Genomic DNA, 19,188 nt, shown 5'->3' on the forward strand with positions numbered 1-19,188 from the left:
ATATGTTATATTTTTGAGATAATAATATTACTGATCAGTAATACAATTAACACTAATTATGATTTTAAGACCTCTATTAGAGGTCTTTTTTATTTTTTAAAACTTTTGAGAATCAGCACTTGGTCCATAACTCGAAGGTAAATCTATTCCAAGTAAGCGATAAAAAACTCCCAATTGAGCGCGGTGATGTGTAATTTGATTTAAAGCATGACGAATTGCTTCATATTTTGTAAAATCTGCAAAAACAGTTTCTCCTTCTGTAACTTGCCATCTTTTTGATAAATGATCTTCGTTCACATTCTCTAACGCCGCTTTTCCTAATTCATAATCATCATCCAATTTTTGTTGTAAATCTTCAATAGAGGTAAATTTTGTCGGTTTGTAATCCCCTGCTGCAAAATCTAATTTATCAGTTGTTAAGATCAAAGCTGGCCAAGCAAATATTTCAACCACATGATTTGTTAAAGTTGTAATATCCATACTTTTTTCATGAGGTTTGTATGTCGTTTTATCCTCAGGAAATCTTGCAATAAATTCTTTGGTAATTTGATACTCGTTTTGCAATTCTTTTGCTAATAATTCTACTATTTTCATGTTGTTTTGATTTGTAGTTAAAAGGTACAAATTTTTGAAATAATTCATAAAAAAACTGCTTTACAATTTAGTAAAACAGTTTATATTTTTAGATATCGTCTGTGTATAAATCAATAATTGGACGAGGCTTTTTTCGCTTGATTTGAGTTAGCCAATAGACAAAAATTCCTATTCCATTTCCAAAAATAATAATCGTAATCCAGACCAAACGATCATCACTTTTTATCAAATTTGGATTCTTTAAAGCATGCACAATAAAGTAAACAAAAGAAATCACACCAGTGAAAAAACTCATCAATACCAAAAAGATAAAAATGATAAGATTTCCTAATAAGGCACTCAATAGTGATTTAGAACTTCCTAAATGTCCTAGCTGCGCATCGAGCGTGCTAAACATCGAATAAAAAATTCCAAAATAACTTAACAAGCCAAGTATAAATAAAGTGATAGGAACAATTGCCAAAGTAGCTTGTAACTTTGGATTGTTCAAAAGAGACGTTAAATCTCTGTCAATTAGTAGATTTTTCATCATTCGAAAAATAATCTTTTATTTTTTTTGCTTTAGATTTTCCTATACAATCGGTTAATTCTAACAAAGATGCATTTTTTATTCGTTCGACCGATTTAAATTTTGTTAATAATTCTTTAATTGTTTGCGGACCGACACCTTCTATTTCTTCCAAAACCGAATTATAAGCGTTTTTACTTCGACGATTTCGGTGACGCGTAATTCCAAATCGATGCGATTCATCTCGCACATGTTGAAGCACTTTTAAGGTTTCAGAATTTTTGTCCAAATATAACGGATAAGGATCGTCTGGATAATAAATTTCTTCCAAACGTTTCGCAATTCCAATCACGGAAACTTTTCCACGTAACCCTAAACGATCAATCGATTTTAGAGCAGAACTTAATTGTCCTTTTCCACCATCAATCAAAATTAATTGAGGCAAAGATTCTCCTTCAGCCAAAACTCTTGAATATCGTCTTTCAATCACTTCTTCCATAGTTGCAAAATCATTTGGCCCTTCTACAGTTTTAACATTGAAAATACGATAATCTTTTTTGCTTGGTTTTCCATTTTTGAACACCACACAAGCCGAAACAGGATTCGTTCCTTGAATGTTAGAGTTATCAAAACCTTCTATATGTCGAGGTTCTGCAGGTAAACGTAAATCAACTTTCATCTGATTCATGATACGATTTGTATGACGATCAGGATCGACGATTTTAGTTTGTTTAAGCTGTTCTAAACGATAAATTCGAGTATTTTTTAATGATAAATCGACAATATGTTTTTTATCGCCAATTTTTGGAACTGTAATTTTTCTGAACGGAATTTCTAAACTCAATTCAAACGGAACATAAATTTCTTTCGAAGTTAAATTAAATCGATCTGAAAAATCAATAATTGCGCGCTCCAATAAATCTTCGTCCGTTTCATCCAATTTCTTTTTCCATTCCTCTGTATGCGACTGTATAATAGCACCGTGATAAATTTTCATGAAATTGACATACGCATATTCTTCGTCTGACGTAATCGAAAAAACATCAACATTGGTAATCGTTGGCGAAACAATTGTAGATCGAGATTGATAATTCTGCAACGCTTCAATTTTTTCTTTAATCATTTGCGCTTTTTCAAACTTCAAATCCGATGCATATTTCGTCATTTGATTGACCAAATATTGTTTTGCTTCGTTAAATTCTCCTTTGATAATATTACGAATTGCCGAAATTTGTTCGTTGTATTCTTCTTCGGTTTGATAAGCTTCACAAGGACCAAGACAATTGCCAATATGATATTCTAAACAAACTTTGAATTTATGATTTTCAATATTTTTCTCGCTCAAATCGTACGAACATGTTCTTAGTTGATACAATTCTTTGATCAAACCTAACAAAACTTTCATCGCTTTTCCGTTAGAATATGGTCCAAAATATTCCGAACCATCTTTGATTACATTGCGAGTTGAAAAAATTCGCGGAAATCGTTCATTTTTGATACAAATCCAAGGATAGGTTTTGTCATCTCTTAACAGGATATTATATCGCGGTTGATGTTCTTTAATCAAATTATTTTCCAACAACAACGCGTCATATTCAGAATTTACGTTGATGGTTTCGATGTTATCAATATTACTCACCAAAACACGCAAACGTTTTGAATCGTGTTGTTTATTGAAATACGAATTCACGCGACGCTTCAAGTTTTTCGCTTTGCCAATGTATAACAAATCTCCTTTTTTGTTATAATACTGATAAACACCAGGCGTTTCGGGTAAACTCGCTAATTTTAATTTTACATTTTCATTCATCAAAATACCTCTACAACATTTATTTTTTGCTGTTCATCATCAATATAAATCAAGATTTTGGTCTGAATATTATAACCTAAATTTCTAAAAAAATTGGCATATCTATTCACTTGAAAATGATGATCTAAATCGGGTTGACCAGTTTTATAATCGATAATCGAACAATTATTTTCTGCATCAATTACCACACGATCGGCTCTGAAAATTTGTCCATTTTCATCAATAAAATCGCGCTCATTCAAAACCGTTAAACCTTCAGCAAAATATGGAACTAATTTAGCATCTTGTAATAAATTTTGCAAGGTTTTTTGCAGATGTTCTACATTTTCGACTGAAATTGTACCACGTTGTTTTTCACTTTCGATGATTTTTGGTAAATCATTTTGTGTAACAATTTGCGATAAAATGTTATGAACTGTATTTCCAAATTCGGTGAATTTTAACTTTTCTTGCGCCTTTTCCGAATTCGTATTAATCACTAAACGCGTATTCCAATCCGAAGAATAAATTTTTAATTCAGCCGAAGAATTTTCTATGATTTTTGGAGTTGAAATTCGTTCAGGAGAACCTTTCAAAATAATTTCATCCTCAGAAAAACCTTTATACGAAACAAACTCGTGTAAATAATTTGCAATATTTTTTGATTTCGAAGATTCTTTCGGTTTTAGCGCTATCATATACAATTGCTCTTTTGCACGCGTTGTTGCAACATAAAGTGTATTAATTTCATCCAATTGAACCAAATTTTCTTCTTCGTCAATCTTCGATTTTATCGCTTCGTTTTTGATTGATTTTAATTCATTATTAATTCCAACATAAAATGTTTCGAACGGATTTTCTTCATCTTTTTGTAATGGAATCCAAATTTTAGAATTCTTACTTTGCCAATCTAAAAACGGCAAAATTACAACTGGAAATTCCAAGCCTTTTGATTTGTGAATCGTCATAATCTGAATCGCATCGACACCTTTTGGCGTTTTGATACTCGCTTTATCTTTGATTGTCGACCAAAACTCAAGAAATGAATTCAGATCTGATTCATTTTTCGATGAATACTCTAAAATAACATCCAAAAAACTTAAAATATAAGCGGGCGAACGCTCTTGTAAATGTAAAGTTCGAATCGCTTTTTCTGTAAAATCATACAACGAAAGGTTTTGATCTTGAATAAAATCTAAATCTATCCCAACTGATTTGGTTAATTTTAAAAACTTTGGCAAATCTCCTTTTAAAGCTTTTTCAACTGTGATTGTTAAATCATCCGTTTTGAATAATTCTAATTCATAAGCCACCATCAAAAAACGAATTTTCGATTGCTCGTCTTGAGGATTTGATGTGATTTTGAACAAATATTCAATCAATTGAATTTCGAAAGAATTTTTTAACAACAAAGCTTCATTTGAAATTACAACCAAGTTATTTTCGGTCAAATATTTCGCTAACAAAATCCCTTGCGCATTACTACGAACCAAAATTGCAATATCATTTAAAGAAAAACCATTTGCTCGACAATCTTCTATCGTTTTTAAAACTAATTCTAAATTTTGTTCTTTAAATAAATCTTTCGAACGACCTTCTTGCTCAATGAAGTTTATTTTGACAAACCCATCTTTTTGATGATTGGTCAATTGTTTATTTCCGATTTCGTACAAATATTGAAAACTCGGCAAATTGAGTTGTGGTGCGATAAACGAATACAATTCATTGTTAAATTGGATAATATTCTCGTGGCTTCGCCAGTTTTTTTCTAACTCTTCAACTTTTATATTTTCTTCCTCTTTTCGATCAATTAAATCAATCATTTGCGCAGGATTTCCACCTCGCCAACGATAAATAGACTGTTTTGCATCGCCAACCAGCATAATTGTGTCAGATTGCGCGCGTGCATTTTCCACCAACGGATTCAGATTATTCCATTGTAACGTCGATGTATCCTGAAATTCATCAATAAAATAATGATTGTAGCGCGAACCAATTCGTTCGTAAATAAAATTGGCAGGTTGTTGTTGCAGATTTTTACTGATAATGGTGTTGAATTCATTAATCAACAAAACATTCGAATCTTTTTTGATCGAATCCAATGATTTTTCAACTTCATTAATCAACGAAATTGATGAAATATTTTTCTGAATTGAGGTTAACAAAAGTAAATGATCGTTGATATTTGCAGCTTTTTCGAACAAATCTTTCACTTGAGGAAAAATAGATTCAGCAATTGCATCTTTCACTTTCGAGAGATATCCTTCTTCCAAAATATCTTTTGTATTCGCATCGGTTGGTAAAATCAAACCAAAACCATCAAAGTTTTTTAATTTCTGGAAAAAAGCAGCAATTCCTCGACTTTTTCCTGGTAATTCATTTACCGAAATTCCTTTGTTTGCAAGCAATTCGAAAAACTCATTTCCGATTGTAATCAAGCCATCTTTCAAAGTTTTTATATCATCAAAAATAACTTTTCGATAACGAATAAATTCGTCTAACGAAATGTTTTTTAACTTTTCTAAATCTTGTAAATGACGATCATTAGAAATGTCTGAAGTGTCTGAAGAAAGCGTTTTTCGAATATCCCACGATTTATTTTCGTCCATATTATCCAACGCAATTTTGATCATTGTTTGCGTTAGTTTTTCGTCTTCACCAATTTTTGAATACAACAAATCAACGGATTCATTAATGATTTCATTTGTATTCATTTCGACATCAAAATTCATTGATAAACCCAAATCTTGCGCAAAAGATTTCATCAATCGAAGATTAAATTTATCAATCGTAGAAATCGAAAATTTAGAATAATTATGAAGAATTGCAATCAGAATATTGTATGCTTTTGTCTTGATGATTTCAGGCTTCAAATTCAGTTCCGAAGCTAATTCGAGAATATAACGATCTTCTTTTGGGTTAGGATTTTTAGCAATTTCTTCTAAAGTTTCGATAATACGTTCCTTCATTTCGCCAGCCGCTTTATTGGTAAACGTAATGGCTAAAATATGTTCGAAATGATAATCGCTTTCATTCGTCAATAACAACGAAAGAAATTCCTTTACCAATGTGTAAGTTTTACCTGCTCCAGCGGAAGCATTGTAAATTTTGAAATCGCCTGCTTGTAACAAATTCTGAATTTTTAGGAAAGTTAAACAATCTTCTCAAAAATAGAAAATCAGAATGCCAAAACATGACGTATAAAAAAAAGGAAACTCGTGCGAGTTTCCTTTTTTTGAGAATATGTTATAAAAGAATGATTAGAATGAATATCCTAAACCAACTGAAAATACAGAATTTTTTATATCTCCACCGTTTTCATCAGAGATATTTGAAAGTCCAAAATTGTAACGAGCTCCTGCATTAAGACCATTTGAAAACTCATATCCTAATCCAATGTTTAAACCAAAATCTGTAGATTTTAAGTAATCTTTCATGTCTTGATCAGTGTCTATTTTTTGTCCTAAAGCTGTTGTTTTAACGTTAGCTTTTGCATTAACTAAGAAACCAACTTGAGGTCCAGCTTCAATATTAAAATTTTGAGTTGGATAGAATTTGATCATTAATGGAACATTAATATAATCTAATTTATATTTCACGTCTGCATTAACATTTCCAATTTCTTGATTAACATAAATTTGTCCTGACTGTTTAGCTCCTTGAGCTGAATATAACAATTCAGGTTGAAACGCAAATTTCTCAGCAAATTTTATATTAGCATAACCTCCAATATGAAAACCTACTTTTGCATCAGCATTTTGGTTATCTCCAGATAAATTTGATACATTAAGACCTGCTTTAGCTCCAAATTTAGTTTGAGCATTTGTATTAATAGCGAAAGCTAATAATGGAATAAAAAATAAACATTTTTTCATATAAGTAAAATTTTAAAGTTTGAGTAAAGATATAACAATAATGTAAAAAAGGTACTAACTTTTATTCTTTTTACGCTCTCCTTTTTGTAGTATTTCGATTTCTTTTATTTGCTTTTTAGTATTTTGCTCATCAAGCTTCAACTCTGTTCGCTTTTTATCTAATTGTTTAGATAATGATTCATTAGATTCCGTAAATTTATATTCTACTGAATATCCATTCTTTGGAAGAATCGTAATATTCACATCATCACTATTTATATTATTAACTTTTAAACTTGTAATTGTTTTAGGAGATTTGGATAAATCAAATTCACCATTTTTATTATTTGTAATATAAACCTTATCAATTTCAGAACTAATAATTTTATGCTCAACACCATTTTTATCTGTATAAATAGAATAACCATTTTTCAACGTAATATTATTTTTTAATGTTGGCATTTTAGCTGTTTTTACTTTTTTATCAATATTCGGAATGTCTTTTTCTGAATTAAAAATTTTGATGATACTTGAATCTTTTTTGATAATTTCTATCAAACCTTCATTACTTTTTACAAAAACTTTTTCTATTTCTTTGGGATCAATTTTTTGCAAAACTTTTCCATCCGTTCCGTATAAAATCGTCGGAACCAACTCTTTTTTCAAGACAATATCTTTTATTTTGATAGAATCATTCAGAATGATATCTCCTGCGTCATTCAAGATAATTTTGTTTTGCGGATTACTTTTCAGAATCGTTTTTAGCTCATCTTTGGTAATCACTTTTTCTATTGGTGTAGCCGTTTTGACTTGATCTGTTTTGAGAAGCGAATCTCTTAAAGTAGTTGCTTGTCCAAGAAGAATTTCGGCCTGCGATTGAACAGGTTTTTCCAAAACTTGTTCTACTTTTTGAGCTTTTTTCTCAACTTCTTGTGCGAAAGATTTTTGAGAAAATAATACAAATGCACTCAATATAAAAGGCAAAGAAGCAAAAGACAGAATTTTTACTTTTCGTTTTGATGTATTTTTTGTCATCATAAGTAGGCGCTTTTTAGTTAGAATAAAATTGAAATTACTCGCCATCATAGATGGATTTTGCGTTGCAATACAATCTAAAATTTGATGTTGATAAGTTTTTAAATCTGAGTTTCTTTTCAAAACATATTCATCTGCCAAAAACTCGTGATTTAGTTTGATTGATTTTTTATAGAAATAAATAAGCGGATTGAACCAAAAAAGAATCTGAAAAATTTCGATCAACAAAATATCCAAACTATGTTTCTGAATGCAATGCGCTTTTTCGTGATCAATTAAATTTTGATGTAAACTTTTTAGTTGCTTTTTCGGAATAAAAATATATTTCCAAAAACTATATGGTTGATTCGAATCTAAATCGAGAATGTATGTAATTTCTTGATCTTCGATCTTTTCTTCTGTCTTAATTTTGAACATCAATTCGTACAAATTGTAGATAAATCTTACAAGAAATATTACGCCAACCAAAATGTAAATAACATTCAAAATATCACCAAAATTGATTCCTTTTTCTTGTTGCAACAATTTAGGATTTTGCATTAGAAAAGCCAATAATTCGGGCGAAATATTTGTTTCTGTCGCTGTGATAGGCAAATCAATTTTGTACAAAGGCGCGATTAACGAAAATATCAACGAAAACAACAGATAAAATCGATTGATTTTATACATGCTTTCACGTTCCAAAAAAAGTTTATAAAAGGAATATAAAAATCCGGAACAAAGAATAAATTTTATAAAAAACGCAACCATAGATTATTTCTTTTTACGGTCTATTTCATTGTCAATTATGTCACGTAATTTTTCTAATTCTTCGACCGACATATTGTTCGATTTAGCAAAAAATGAAGCAAATTGTGTTGCCGAATTATTAAAAAAGTTGGAAATCATTCCTTTTACTTCTTTCGAAAAATAATCATCTTTTTTTACCAAAGCATAATATCGACGCGAGTTTCCCATTTGCTCGTAATCAATATAACCTTTGTCGTGCATCCTCTTTAATAAGGTAGAAATTGTAGTATTCGCAGGTTTTGGATCGTCATAAGAATCGATAATATCTTTCGCAAAAACTTGTTTTCCGCTCCAGATAACTTCCATCACTTCCTCTTCTCTTCTTGATAATTTAACTTTCATATCTACAACTGTATTTTCACTACTACAAATATAGAATTTAATTTAACATGACAAAGTTTTTTTAGAATTATTTAACGATAAAGCACAAAAAAAGGAGCAAAAAAGCTCCTTCCTATATTTAAATTCGAAATAAATTACATTTCAGCTAATTTGTATGCTACACCAATACTAAAGTAAGTATTTGTAATTTTGTAATTGTCATTAACTGTTTGCGGATAATAATCATTAATGTTTGATAATCCTTTTGTAAAACGAGCATTAATTTCTAATTCATCAGTAATTTTGTATGCAGCTCCGAAGTTTAAACCAAAATCAAATGTTTTGAAATTGTCTGTAGCTTTTATTTTAGTATCTGTTTTTCCTTCTTCAGTTTTCATTTTAGCAGAAACTAAAAATCCTAATTGCGGACCAAACTCAACATTTAAACCATCCATAATTTCATAACGTCCCATTAAAGGAATATTAATATTATGTGTTACAAATTTAGCTTTTGAATTGTCATTTGTTTTTAATCCAGCTCCTTGTTTAGAATACAGAAGTTCTGGTTGAAAACTAATTTGATCCGTTATTTTGTAGTTTGCATAACCACCAACATAAAAGTCTGTTCTTAATTTAGTCCCTAAACCATTTCCTTGACTATCAGAGTAAATTTTTCTAGAATCACCAGATAAAGTTGGAAAGTTAAGACCTCCTTTTACTCCTAAATCAATTTGCGCGTTTGCTGCACTTAATCCACCAAAAAGTGCTATTCCTAAGATTAGTTTTTTCATTTTTTTTATTACTTAAGTCTGAGTTATATATTTAATTCAAAAGTAAAGTTTTATTCATACAGAAGATTGATTTACACTTTAAAAAAATCAATAATGCTTTTTTGATTCACAATTTCTGTGCCTTTTTTGTTAAAAATTGATAAAATTTTAAGATTTACAAATATCATCTAAATATTCTAAAATAATTTTAGTTGCATTTGGTGAATTTTGAACAAAATCTCTAGCTTTTTTTCCACTTTCTTTTCGGAAATTTTCATCGTTCATCAAACGATTCATAATTGTATCAAATTCATGTCGATTAGCAATAGAAAATCCTCCGCCAACTTCTATCAAATCCACAGCTTCCTGAAATTTCTTGTATTTAGGACCAAAAACGACAGGATTTCCAAATGTTACAGCTTCTAACGTGTTATGAATTCCTGCACCAAAACCTCCGCCAATATAGGTAATATCTGCATAAGAATAGACTTTTGATAAAATACCAATTGTATTTAGAATAAATATTTTCGAATCGATTAACTCTTGCTTGGATGTTTTTTCTAAATCAGAAAATTTAACTGCTTTTTGGTTGATTTTATTCTGAAAAGAATTGATTTCAGCATCATTCAAATTATGTGGTGCAAAAACAATTTTCCAATCATTATTTAATTTTTGGTTGATTAAATTCACAAATAATTCTTCATCTTTTGGCCAAGAACTTCCAACAACAATTAATTTCGAATTTTGTTTAAAATCATTCATAAAATCCAATTCATTATCTTGATGAATGATCTGTTTGACACGATCAAATCGCGTATCGCCTGCAATTGTATTTTGTGTGATATTGATTGAATCCAGTAAATCTTTTGATTTTTGATTTTGAACAAAGAAATGATTTATCAAACTTAATTTTTTCGCAAACCAATTATTTCCGTCTTTTTTGAAAAAATTTTGACTCTCTCTAAAGATTGACGAAACCACTATTGTAGGAATGTTTTGCTGATGTAATTCGATAATCAAATTGAACCAATATTCGTATTTCACCAAAATCAAAATTTCTGGATGAAGCACTTTTATTAACTTTTCTGCATTTGATTTTGTGTCCAAAGGCAAATAAAAAATAACATCTGCGCCTTGATAATTCTTTCTAATTTCATAACCAGAAGGCGAGAAAAATGAAACAGCAATTTTATGTGTTGGATAGTTTTCTTTCAATGCTTCGATCACTGGTCTACCTTGTTCAAATTCGCCTAAAGATGAACAATGTACCCACAAAACTTTATCGGTTTCTGAAATTTTAGAAGCTATTTTTTCTTCCCAATTTTTTCTTCCATCTACCCAAAGTTTTGCTTTTTCGTTAAAATTCGAAGCCAATTTTAGCGCCATTCCGTACGCCTTAATTGATGTGTTATAAAATCCTTGCACAATGTTGCAAAGTTAAAAATTTAGAATGAGCTTTTTTTGTACATTTGTTGTAATAATAACGACTTTTTAAAGTTGTAGATTTTGAAAGATTCATTAAGTTATGAAAAAAATACAAATGGTTGACTTACAAAGTCAATATCAAAAAATAAAAGGAGACGTTGATGCAGCAATTTTGAATGTTTTGGATTCGGCTGCTTTTATTAATGGACCAGAAGTAAAACAATTCGAAACTGAATTGCAAAATTACTTAAATGTAAAACACGTAATTCCTTGTGGAAACGGAACTGATGCGTTGCAAATTGCTTTGATGGCTTTAGGTTTAGAACCAGGTGATGAGGTAATTACTGCTGATTTTACATTTGCTGCAACTGTTGAAGTTATTGATTTATTGAAATTAAATTCAATATTAGTTGACGTTGATTATGATACTTTTACAATTGATACAGAAAAATTAAAAGCGGCAATCACGCCAAAAACAAAAGCAATTATTCCAGTTCATTTATTTGGTCAATGTGCGAATATGGACGAGATTATGGCAATTGCAAAAGAACATAACTTATATGTTGTAGAAGATACTGCACAAGCTATTGGAGCGGATTACAAAGGTCGAAAAGCTGGAACAATTGGTCACATTGGTTGTACATCTTTCTTTCCTTCAAAAAACTTAGGTTGTTATGGTGATGGTGGTGCAATTTTTACAAATGATGATGATATTGCACATCGTTTACGTGGAATTGTAAATCACGGAATGTACAAACGTTACTACCACGATGAAGTTGGTGTTAACTCTCGTTTGGATTCTGTTCAAGCAGCAGTTTTACGTCGTAAATTACCTTTCTTAAATGATTATAACGCTGCTCGTAACAAAGCTGCGGCTTATTATACAGAAGCTTTTAAAGATATTGATGCATTATTAACGCCTGTAAAAGGAGAAGACACAACTCACGTATTCCATCAATATACGTTACGTGTAACAAATGGTAAACGTAATGAATTACAAGCTTTCTTGACTGAAAAAGAAATTCCTGCGATGATTTATTATCCTGTTCCATTACGCAAACAAAAAGCGTATGATAACGGGCATTATAATGATGCAGATTTTCCAAATACAAACAAATTGGTAGAAGAAGTAATGTCTTTACCAATGCACACAGAGTTAGATGAGGAGCAATTGGCTTACATCACTTCTGCTGTTCGCGAATTTTTTGGAAAATAATTTATCCTAAAAATAATACGAAAAAGCTTCTGATTAGTTTCAGAAGCTTTTTTATTTTCCTAAATTTGATTTCACTATAAAAACTAAATATTAAAAATGAGTAAAATATTAGTAACTGGAGGTTTGGGTTACATTGGTTCGCACACAGTTGTTGCTTTACAAAATGCAGGTTATGAAGTTGTGATTATAGACGACTTGTCGAACACAGAAATTGGCGTGTTGGACAAAATTACTTCTATTACTGGAACAAAACCAACTTATTTCGAGATTGATTTAAAAGATCAAGAAAAAGTAAACGAATTTTTCAAAACAAATAAAATAGATGGAATTATCAACTTCGCAGCGCATAAAGCAGTTGGAGAATCTGTTGAAAAACCGTTGATGTATTATCGAAATAATCTTTTAGGTTTAATTAATCTTTTGGATGCAATGAAAGATTTTGATACAGATAATATTATTTTTAGTTCGTCTTGTACAGTTTACGGACAAGCGGATAAAATGCCTATTGACGAGCAAACTCCACTGAAAAAACCTGAATCTCCTTATGGAAAAACGAAACAAATGGGAGAGGAAATTTTAGAAGATTTCTCAGCAGCCTTTGATAAAAATGTGATTTGTTTACGTTATTTCAATCCAGTAGGTGCGCATCCAACTGCTAAAATTGGAGAATTACCAAAAGGAATTCCAAATAATCTAATTCCTTATGTTACACAAACTGCAGCTGGAATCAGAGAAGCATTATCGGTTTGGGGAGATGATTATCCAACGCGTGACGGAACGGCAATTCGTGATTATATTAATGTAAATGATTTGGCTGATGCACACGTAAAAGCGGTAACTCGTTTGATCGAAAATAAAAATAAAGCAAAGCTAGAATTCTTTAATCTTGGAACGGGAACAGGATCTACGGTTTTAGAAGTTGTTCACGCATTTGAAGATGCCAATGATTTGAAATTGAAATACGAAATCAAAGAGCGTCGCGCAGGAGATATTATCGAAGCTTATGCAAATAACTCTTTAGCAGAAAAAGAATTAGGGTGGAAACCTGAAACAAAATTGTCAGAAAGTATGCGTACTGCTTGGGAATGGCAAAAAAGTTTAGAAAAATAAAAGATGATTCAATTACCAACAGCGGGTTTATTAGTTATTAAAAATAATAAACTGCTTTTGACATTTAGTAAAAATAAAAAAGCGTGGTATTTACCAGGTGGAAAAATTGATAAAGGTGAAAATTCTGAAACAGCTTTGGTAAGAGAAATAAAAGAAGAATTGAGTTTGGATTTGGTAAAAGATGAGCTCAATTTTTATTGTCATATTACAGCTGAAGCATATGGAGAACAGGATCTTTTGATGGAACAAGATTGTTTTTTGTACGATTTGAACGAAGAAATAAAACCAACAAACGAAATTGAAGCTTACAACTATTTTACTTTTGAAGAATATTTACAAGAAGAAATTCAAGTAATTGGTGTAATTAAAGTTTTTGAAAAATTAACAAAAGATCATTTATTGAACTAAAATAATTTCAAAAATAGAAGGCAATCCGTAATCGAGATTGCCTTTTATTTTTTATTATTTAGTCTTTTTCAAGATGTATTTATCTTTCAAATTTCCTGTAATTTCTTTTCCTTGTTGATCCAAAACTTTCAATCTATTTTCTTCAACTTTCAACACTAATGGACTTACATTCGAATTTAAATGTAAAACATTTCCAGAAGCATCCCATTTATAAAATCCTTCGTCTTGGTAAACCGTTTCTTTTCCTAAATATTCTTGTTCAATAAAAAAGTTACCATCTTTTTTCAATTCAACAATATATTTTATTCCCTCGCAATCGGCGCAAGGTAAAGTTCCTTCATATTTTCCAGCCCAATTCAAAGAGTTTTTAGAATTATGTTCTGCCATAGCTACAATAGCAGGAATAGCATTATCAATACTATTGTTTTTTTGTTCTTGTTGAACACCTTTTGATTGGCAAGAGAATATAATGAAGGATGCGAAAATACTCGCGAATATAGATTTTTTCATAAATTAATTTTATGATATTTTTAACAACAAATTTGATACCAAATTACGACTATATTTTTCTAACTTTCAACTAAAATTTTATAAAATGTTTCACTCAAAAAAAATACAAACACCTCTTGGAGAAATGCTTGCAATAAAGTCGGAAAAAGGACTTTGTATGTTAGAGTTTTTTGATGGAAAATCGACCGAAAAACAACTCAAAGAAATAGAAAACTTGGGTGATATTTTAGAAAAAGAAGATGAAATTTTGAATCGTTTAGAAACTGAATTGAACAATTATTTTAAAGGAAATTTAAAAGAATTTACCATTCCGCTTGATTTGATTGGAACAGATTTCCAGAAAAAAGTTTGGAACGAATTAATCAAAATTCCGTTTGGAGAAACAAGATCATACAAAGATCAATCGATAGCTGTTGGAGATTTATTAGCGATACGAGCAGTTGCAAATGCGAACGGGAAAAACAAAATTGCAATCATAGTACCTTGTCATCGTGTAATTGGTTCGGATGGTTCGTTAACTGGATATGCAGGCGGAAAGAAACGCAAACAATTTTTGTTAGAATTAGAATCGCAACAATTGAATTTATTTTAGAAAAATAAATTGTAAATTAGCCAATCAGAAAAGTAATATATGAGTGTTGAGCTATTACCAGATGGAAGAGTAAAAAAACCTGAATGGTTGCGTGTAAAATTGCCTACAGGGAAAAAACATCGTGAATTAAGAGGTTTAGTTGATAAATATAAATTGAACACAATTTGCCAAAGTGGAAGTTGTCCTAATATGGGCGAATGTTGGGGTGAAGGAACTGCAACATTTATGATTTTGGGAAATGTGTGTACGCGTTCATGCGGTTTTTGTGGTGTGAAAACTGGTCGTCCAGAGCAAGTGGATTGGGCAGAACCAGAAAAAGTTGCACGTTCTATCAAATTAATGCAAATAAAACATGCGGTTTTAACTTCTGTTGACCGTGATGATTTAAAAGATATGGGATCGATTATTTGGGCAGAAACAATACATGCTGTTCGTAGAATTAGCCCAGGAACAACGATGGAAACATTGATTCCAGATTTTCAAGGAATCGAAAAACACATCAATCGTATTGTAGAAGCTGCTCCAGAAGTGCTTTCTCATAATATGGAAACGGTTCGTCGTTTAACGCGCGAAGTTCGTATACAAGCAAAATATGATCGTTCGTTAGAAGTTTTACGTTATGCAAAAGAAGCAGGTCAACGTCGTACAAAGACAGGAATTATGCTTGGTTTGGGTGAGTTTGAAGACGAAGTTTTCGAAACAATTCAGGAAGTTGCTGATGCAAATGTAGATGTCATTACAATTGGTCAATATTTACAACCAACGAAAAAACATTTGCCTTTGAAAGAGTTTATCACGCCAGAACAATTCAAAAAATACGAAGATTTCGCACGTGGATTAGGATTCCGTCATGTAGAATCTGGCCCATTGGTTCGTTCTTCTTACCACGCTGAGAAACATATTTTATAAAAATAATTTAAATTTAATATTTAGAAGAGTTGCAATGATTTGTAACTTTTTTTTTTTATTTTTAAAATATAAATTACAATTATGAAAAACTTCTTAACACTAATTATCATCATTATTATTTCAAGTTTTGCGCAAGCGCAGTTTTATGAAATTACTTACGAAACACAAGTTCAAACGCATTACAATGAAGAAGGATTAAAATGGTTTGAAGAAGCAGTTGGCGGTGATAAGCTGCAAATCAAGAAAATGATTGAGATGAATCAAAATCCACCAAAGGAAACATTTAAGTTTATTTACAATGAATCGTTAAGTAAATCGGAATATATTCGTCGTATAAATAATAATCAAGATAATGAATCTATGATTTCTAAAGTACCAATGAATATGGGAGGGATTGTTGTAAATGATTATAAATTGAATCAATTCTCATACGAAATAGACGTTTATGGTAAAAATTATTTAGTTAAAGATAATTTAATACCGATTAATATTACTGATACAGGAAAAACAAAGGATATTATTGGTTTTAAAGCTTATGAAGCTACAGGGAAATTAAACGATATAGATATAATTGTTTGGTACACAAAAGATATTCCATATTTATATACACCTGATATTTATACGACTTCAAAAGGTTTTATTTTAGAGTTACACTATAAATTAAATTTTGATAATTCGGAAATGATCAATTCTTGGTTAGCAATTGCTAAAAAAGAATCTAAAAAATCGCCTAAAATAAGTGTGCCTAAAAAAGGAATTGAGGTAAAAGCAAATCAAACTGATGCAATTTATGATGAAGCTAATAAAAAAATGAATGAATTGAGAAACAATAGCGAAGGAGTTGATAAAAAATAATTAACATGAAAAAACTATTAATACTAATCATTCTCATTTCAAGTTTTGTACAAGCACAATTTTATGAAATAGATTTTGAAGTAAAACCTCAAATTCATTTTACGGATAAAGCTTTAGAAGAGATGAAGCAATATTATCCAGATCAAAAACAAAGAGACGAAGTTTTAGAAATGTCTAAAAATATTCCTTCGATTAATTATCAATTTTCCTATAATAAAACTCAAAGTCAATCAGTGAATATTCAAAAAATAGATAATTCTCAACAAGCACAAGGAGGTTCAATGGGAATTAGTCCAGATATAGGAGAAAAACCAATTTTTGATTACAAAGAGAAAGTTTTTTACAATGAAACAGATTTGTTTGTAAAGAAAATGATCATTTATGATTCGCTGAATTATGTAAATTTTAATGACACCGGAAAAAGTAAAACTATTCTTGGAATCGAAACCAAAGAAGCAATCGGGAAATACAAAGATGTTGAAGTTATTGCTTGGTATGCGCCTTCAATTCCTTATTCGTATTCGCCAGATAAATATTATGGTACAAAAGGTTTGATTTTAGAATTGCATTATAAATACACGAAAGATGATGTAGAAGTGATGATTTCGTGGAATGCGACAAAGAAAAAAGAATTAAAAAAAGCACCAATTTTTACAATAAATAATAAGTTACAAAAGGTATCCTATTCAGAATTTATGAGAATGATTGAAGAGGATAATCAAAAACAGCGCGAATTACATAATCAAGGTGTAGATAGAAAATAAAATCATATAAATAATGAAATCAAACTTGCTTAACTTTAAGCAAGTTTTTTTATGTATGAAAATTAAAGCGACATTACTCACAATTGGTGACGAGATATTAATTGGTCAAATTGTAGATACTAATTCTGCATTTATCGCCAAACAATTGAATACGATTGGGATTGAAGTGGAAGAAATTATTTCTGTAAAAGATGAATTGCAACATATAATTGAAGGATTTCAACGTGGCATATCAAAATCAGATATTGTAATTGTAACAGGAGGTTTAGGACCGACAAAAGATGATAAAACCAAAGCAGCTTTGTGTCAATTTTTAAATTGTGAATTGGTTCAAGAACCTAAAATTTTAGAAAATATTGTTCAATTATTTGTTGCCAGAGGTTACGTAAAAGAGTTAAATAGTTTGAATCAAGATCAAGCGTTAATTCCAGAAAAGTCTATATTTATTCAGAACAAATATGGAACAGCACCATGTCTTTGGACTACAATTAATGATAAAATTATCATCAATTTACCAGGCGTTCCTTTTGAAATGAAAGGTTTGATGCGTGACGAAATTATTCCGAGATTACAAAACCAATTTCAATCAGAAACTATTGTTCATCGTGATATTTTGGTCAGTGGAATTCCAGAAAGTGACTTGGCTCTCTTGGTTGAAAATTGGGAGAATAATTTGCCCGAATTTATTCATTTGGCATATTTACCAAACCGAACTTCTATTGATTTACGATTTTCAGCGTTTGGAACAGATAAAGAATTTTTACAAAATGAAATTCAGCATCAAATCAATCAATTCAAATTAATTGCAGGAGAATTTCTAGTTTCTGAAAATTCAGGAAATGCGCAGCAAATTTTGGGTGATATTTTAAAAGAAAAAGGATTGACAATTTCGACTGCCGAAAGTTGTACTGGAGGAAATATAGCAAGTTTGATCACGTCTGTTTCGGGAAGTTCTACTTATTATTTTGGAACAATTGTTTCGTACAACACTTCTGTAAAAGTAAATTTGCTAAATGTGAATCAATCTGACATTGATGAATTTACAGTAGTTTCGGAACAGATTGCTGAACAAATGGCAAAAGGTGTTCGAAATCAATTAAAAACGGATATTAGTATTTCTACAACTGGTGTCGCTGGTCCAAACAAAGGCGAAGATGGAAAAGAAGTTGGAACGGTTTGGATTTCTGTTACAAATGGTCATTCAACATTGAATAAAAAATATTTTTATCCCTATTTAGATCGAGAAGAATTCATTAAAATTGTTTCCAATAATGCGCTGAATTTAGCAATTCAGTTTGTGAGAGAGGAGTGTTAAAATAATGACTCTTGGGCAAACCAGAGTGATATGAAAAGATTATAAAATAATACTGCGGTCATTCTGAGCCTGTCGAAGAATAAAGCTTTGTTTATGAGAAAAATATATTATGTCTACATTATAAAATGTTCTGACAATTCGTATTATGTAGGGGTGACAAATAATCTCCAAAAAAGAATTAATGAGCATAACGATGGAATAGATTCTATGAGTTATACTTTTTCGAGAAGACCAGTTGAACTAGTTTTTAATCAAGAATTTTTAGACGTAAACTATGCAATAATTTTTGAGAAGAAATTGAAAGGTTGGAGTAGAGCTAAAAAAGAAGCTTTAATTAATAATAGATTTGAAGATTTACCTTTATTATCAAAAAATAGAAAAGACTCTTCGACAGGCTCAGAGTGACAATGTTCTTTTTATTTTG

The 19,188-nt window shown here is 30.5% G+C and carries 19 protein-coding genes; 9 read left to right on the forward strand and 10 right to left on the reverse strand.

Translation table 11 applies throughout. The features are described 5' to 3' along the window. Positions 1-96: 96 nt before the first annotated feature. From N5D46_RS02380 to N5D46_RS02420, 9 genes are all read right to left on the reverse strand, one after another. Positions 97-594, reverse strand: coding sequence for a DinB family protein (locus N5D46_RS02380; protein WP_125348619.1), 498 nt, complete (start codon positions 592-594; stop codon positions 97-99). Positions 595-682: 88 nt separating this feature from the next. Then, complete coding sequence (locus N5D46_RS02385; protein ID WP_257467985.1) at positions 683-1,123, reverse strand: hypothetical protein; 441 nt, start codon at positions 1,121-1,123, stop codon at positions 683-685. Further along, positions 1,104-2,912: an excinuclease ABC subunit UvrC gene (uvrC, locus tag N5D46_RS02390; protein WP_280036900.1), complete on the reverse strand. Its 1,809-nt coding sequence runs from the start codon at positions 2,910-2,912 to the stop codon at positions 1,104-1,106. Before uvrC ends, N5D46_RS02385 begins: the two co-directional genes overlap by 20 nt. Continuing rightward, a complete protein-coding gene (locus tag N5D46_RS02395; RefSeq protein WP_280049086.1) occupies positions 2,912-6,022 on the reverse strand; it encodes a UvrD-helicase domain-containing protein in 3,111 nt (1,036 codons plus the stop codon). The genes uvrC and N5D46_RS02395 overlap by 1 nt, the downstream gene beginning before the upstream one ends. A 129-nt stretch (positions 6,023-6,151) precedes the next feature. Continuing rightward, entirely contained in the window at positions 6,152-6,766 is a 615-nt protein-coding gene (locus N5D46_RS02400) for a porin family protein (RefSeq protein WP_280049087.1), read from the reverse strand. Positions 6,767-6,820: 54 nt separating this feature from the next. After that, positions 6,821-8,449, reverse strand: coding sequence for a M56 family metallopeptidase (locus tag N5D46_RS02405; RefSeq protein ID WP_280049088.1), 1,629 nt, complete (start codon positions 8,447-8,449; stop codon positions 6,821-6,823). 84 nt (positions 8,450-8,533) lie between these two features. Next, a complete protein-coding gene (locus N5D46_RS02410) occupies positions 8,534-8,911 on the reverse strand; it encodes a BlaI/MecI/CopY family transcriptional regulator (protein WP_038331851.1) in 378 nt (125 codons plus the stop codon). 134 nt (positions 8,912-9,045) lie between these two features. After that, positions 9,046-9,681 (reverse strand): porin family protein, encoded by a 636-nt coding sequence (locus tag N5D46_RS02415; protein WP_180905053.1) that lies wholly within the window; start codon positions 9,679-9,681, stop codon positions 9,046-9,048. Between the two features lie 147 nt (positions 9,682-9,828). After that, the gene (locus N5D46_RS02420; RefSeq protein WP_125348629.1) at positions 9,829-11,085 is read right to left on the reverse strand and encodes a glycosyltransferase N-terminal domain-containing protein; all 1,257 of its coding nucleotides are present in this window, start codon (positions 11,083-11,085) and stop codon (positions 9,829-9,831) included. A 100-nt stretch (positions 11,086-11,185) separates the two neighbouring features. Between N5D46_RS02420 and N5D46_RS02425 the strand changes: the two genes are divergently transcribed. The 3 genes from N5D46_RS02425 (at position 11,186) to N5D46_RS02435 (ending at position 13,819) form a co-directional block, all read left to right on the forward strand. Beyond that, positions 11,186-12,301: a DegT/DnrJ/EryC1/StrS family aminotransferase gene (locus N5D46_RS02425; protein WP_038331857.1), complete on the forward strand. Its 1,116-nt coding sequence runs from the start codon at positions 11,186-11,188 to the stop codon at positions 12,299-12,301. Positions 12,302-12,397: 96 nt separating this feature from the next. Continuing rightward, positions 12,398-13,411 (forward strand): UDP-glucose 4-epimerase GalE, encoded by a 1,014-nt coding sequence (gene galE / locus N5D46_RS02430; protein ID WP_125348631.1) that lies wholly within the window; start codon positions 12,398-12,400, stop codon positions 13,409-13,411. A 3-nt stretch (positions 13,412-13,414) separates the two neighbouring features. Beyond that, positions 13,415-13,819 (forward strand): NUDIX domain-containing protein, encoded by a 405-nt coding sequence (locus N5D46_RS02435; protein ID WP_280049090.1) that lies wholly within the window; start codon positions 13,415-13,417, stop codon positions 13,817-13,819. A 54-nt stretch (positions 13,820-13,873) separates the two neighbouring features. Here the strand turns inward: N5D46_RS02435 and N5D46_RS02440 are convergent, their stop codons facing one another. Then, positions 13,874-14,329 (reverse strand): copper resistance protein NlpE, encoded by a 456-nt coding sequence (locus tag N5D46_RS02440; RefSeq protein ID WP_280049091.1) that lies wholly within the window; start codon positions 14,327-14,329, stop codon positions 13,874-13,876. 85 nt (positions 14,330-14,414) lie between these two features. Here N5D46_RS02440 and N5D46_RS02445 point away from each other — a divergent pair, with 85 nt between their 5' ends. The 6 genes from N5D46_RS02445 to N5D46_RS02470 all read left to right on the forward strand — a co-directional run bounded on the left by N5D46_RS02445 (position 14,415) and on the right by N5D46_RS02470 (position 19,169). Continuing rightward, entirely contained in the window at positions 14,415-14,921 is a 507-nt protein-coding gene (locus N5D46_RS02445; RefSeq protein ID WP_280049092.1) for a methylated-DNA--[protein]-cysteine S-methyltransferase, read from the forward strand. Positions 14,922-14,960: 39 nt separating this feature from the next. Next, entirely contained in the window at positions 14,961-15,830 is an 870-nt protein-coding gene (gene lipA, locus N5D46_RS02450) for a lipoyl synthase (RefSeq protein ID WP_280049093.1), read from the forward strand. Positions 15,831-15,911: 81 nt separating this feature from the next. Beyond that, entirely contained in the window at positions 15,912-16,685 is a 774-nt protein-coding gene (locus N5D46_RS02455; protein WP_280049094.1) for a GLPGLI family protein, read from the forward strand. Positions 16,686-16,690: 5 nt separating this feature from the next. Then, positions 16,691-17,449, forward strand: coding sequence for a GLPGLI family protein (locus tag N5D46_RS02460; RefSeq protein WP_280049095.1), 759 nt, complete (start codon positions 16,691-16,693; stop codon positions 17,447-17,449). A 55-nt stretch (positions 17,450-17,504) separates the two neighbouring features. After that, positions 17,505-18,764, forward strand: coding sequence for a CinA family nicotinamide mononucleotide deamidase-related protein (locus N5D46_RS02465; RefSeq protein ID WP_280049096.1), 1,260 nt, complete (start codon positions 17,505-17,507; stop codon positions 18,762-18,764). A gap of 93 nt (positions 18,765-18,857) precedes the next feature. After that, positions 18,858-19,169 carry a GIY-YIG nuclease family protein gene (locus N5D46_RS02470; protein WP_038331876.1) on the forward strand — a complete coding sequence of 104 codons (312 nt, stop codon included), beginning with the start codon at positions 18,858-18,860 and terminating at the stop codon, positions 19,167-19,169. Positions 19,170-19,188 lie beyond the last annotated feature (19 nt).

It is taken from the genome of Empedobacter sp. GD03865 (assembly GCF_029840775.1).
Classification (GTDB): domain Bacteria; phylum Bacteroidota; class Bacteroidia; order Flavobacteriales; family Weeksellaceae; genus Empedobacter; species Empedobacter falsenii_B.

Bases quoted from the DNA above. Each gene is read 5' to 3' on its own strand.
- N5D46_RS02380 (WP_125348619.1), bottom strand. From the start codon at position 594: ATGAAAATAGTAGAATTATTAGCAAAAGAATTGCAAAACGAGTATCAA.
- N5D46_RS02385 (WP_257467985.1), bottom strand. From the start codon at position 1,123: ATGAAAAATCTACTAATTGACAGAGATTTAACGTCTCTTTTGAACAAT.
- uvrC (WP_280036900.1), bottom strand. From the start codon at position 2,912: ATGAATGAAAATGTAAAATTAAAATTAGCGAGTTTACCCGAAACGCCT.
- N5D46_RS02400 (WP_280049087.1), bottom strand. From the start codon at position 6,766: ATGAAAAAATGTTTATTTTTTATTCCATTATTAGCTTTCGCTATTAAT.
- N5D46_RS02405 (WP_280049088.1), bottom strand. From the start codon at position 8,449: ATGTATAAAATCAATCGATTTTATCTGTTGTTTTCGTTGATATTTTCG.
- N5D46_RS02410 (WP_038331851.1), bottom strand. From the start codon at position 8,911: ATGAAAGTTAAATTATCAAGAAGAGAAGAGGAAGTGATGGAAGTTATC.
- N5D46_RS02415 (WP_180905053.1), bottom strand. From the start codon at position 9,681: ATGAAAAAACTAATCTTAGGAATAGCACTTTTTGGTGGATTAAGTGCA.
- N5D46_RS02425 (WP_038331857.1), top strand. From the start codon at position 11,186: ATGAAAAAAATACAAATGGTTGACTTACAAAGTCAATATCAAAAAATA.
- galE (WP_125348631.1), top strand. From the start codon at position 12,398: ATGAGTAAAATATTAGTAACTGGAGGTTTGGGTTACATTGGTTCGCAC.
- N5D46_RS02435 (WP_280049090.1), top strand. From the start codon at position 13,415: ATGATTCAATTACCAACAGCGGGTTTATTAGTTATTAAAAATAATAAA.
- N5D46_RS02440 (WP_280049091.1), bottom strand. From the start codon at position 14,329: ATGAAAAAATCTATATTCGCGAGTATTTTCGCATCCTTCATTATATTC.
- N5D46_RS02445 (WP_280049092.1), top strand. From the start codon at position 14,415: ATGTTTCACTCAAAAAAAATACAAACACCTCTTGGAGAAATGCTTGCA.
- lipA (WP_280049093.1), top strand. From the start codon at position 14,961: ATGAGTGTTGAGCTATTACCAGATGGAAGAGTAAAAAAACCTGAATGG.
- N5D46_RS02455 (WP_280049094.1), top strand. From the start codon at position 15,912: ATGAAAAACTTCTTAACACTAATTATCATCATTATTATTTCAAGTTTT.
- N5D46_RS02460 (WP_280049095.1), top strand. From the start codon at position 16,691: ATGAAAAAACTATTAATACTAATCATTCTCATTTCAAGTTTTGTACAA.
- N5D46_RS02465 (WP_280049096.1), top strand. From the start codon at position 17,505: ATGAAAATTAAAGCGACATTACTCACAATTGGTGACGAGATATTAATT.
- N5D46_RS02470 (WP_038331876.1), top strand. From the start codon at position 18,858: ATGAGAAAAATATATTATGTCTACATTATAAAATGTTCTGACAATTCG.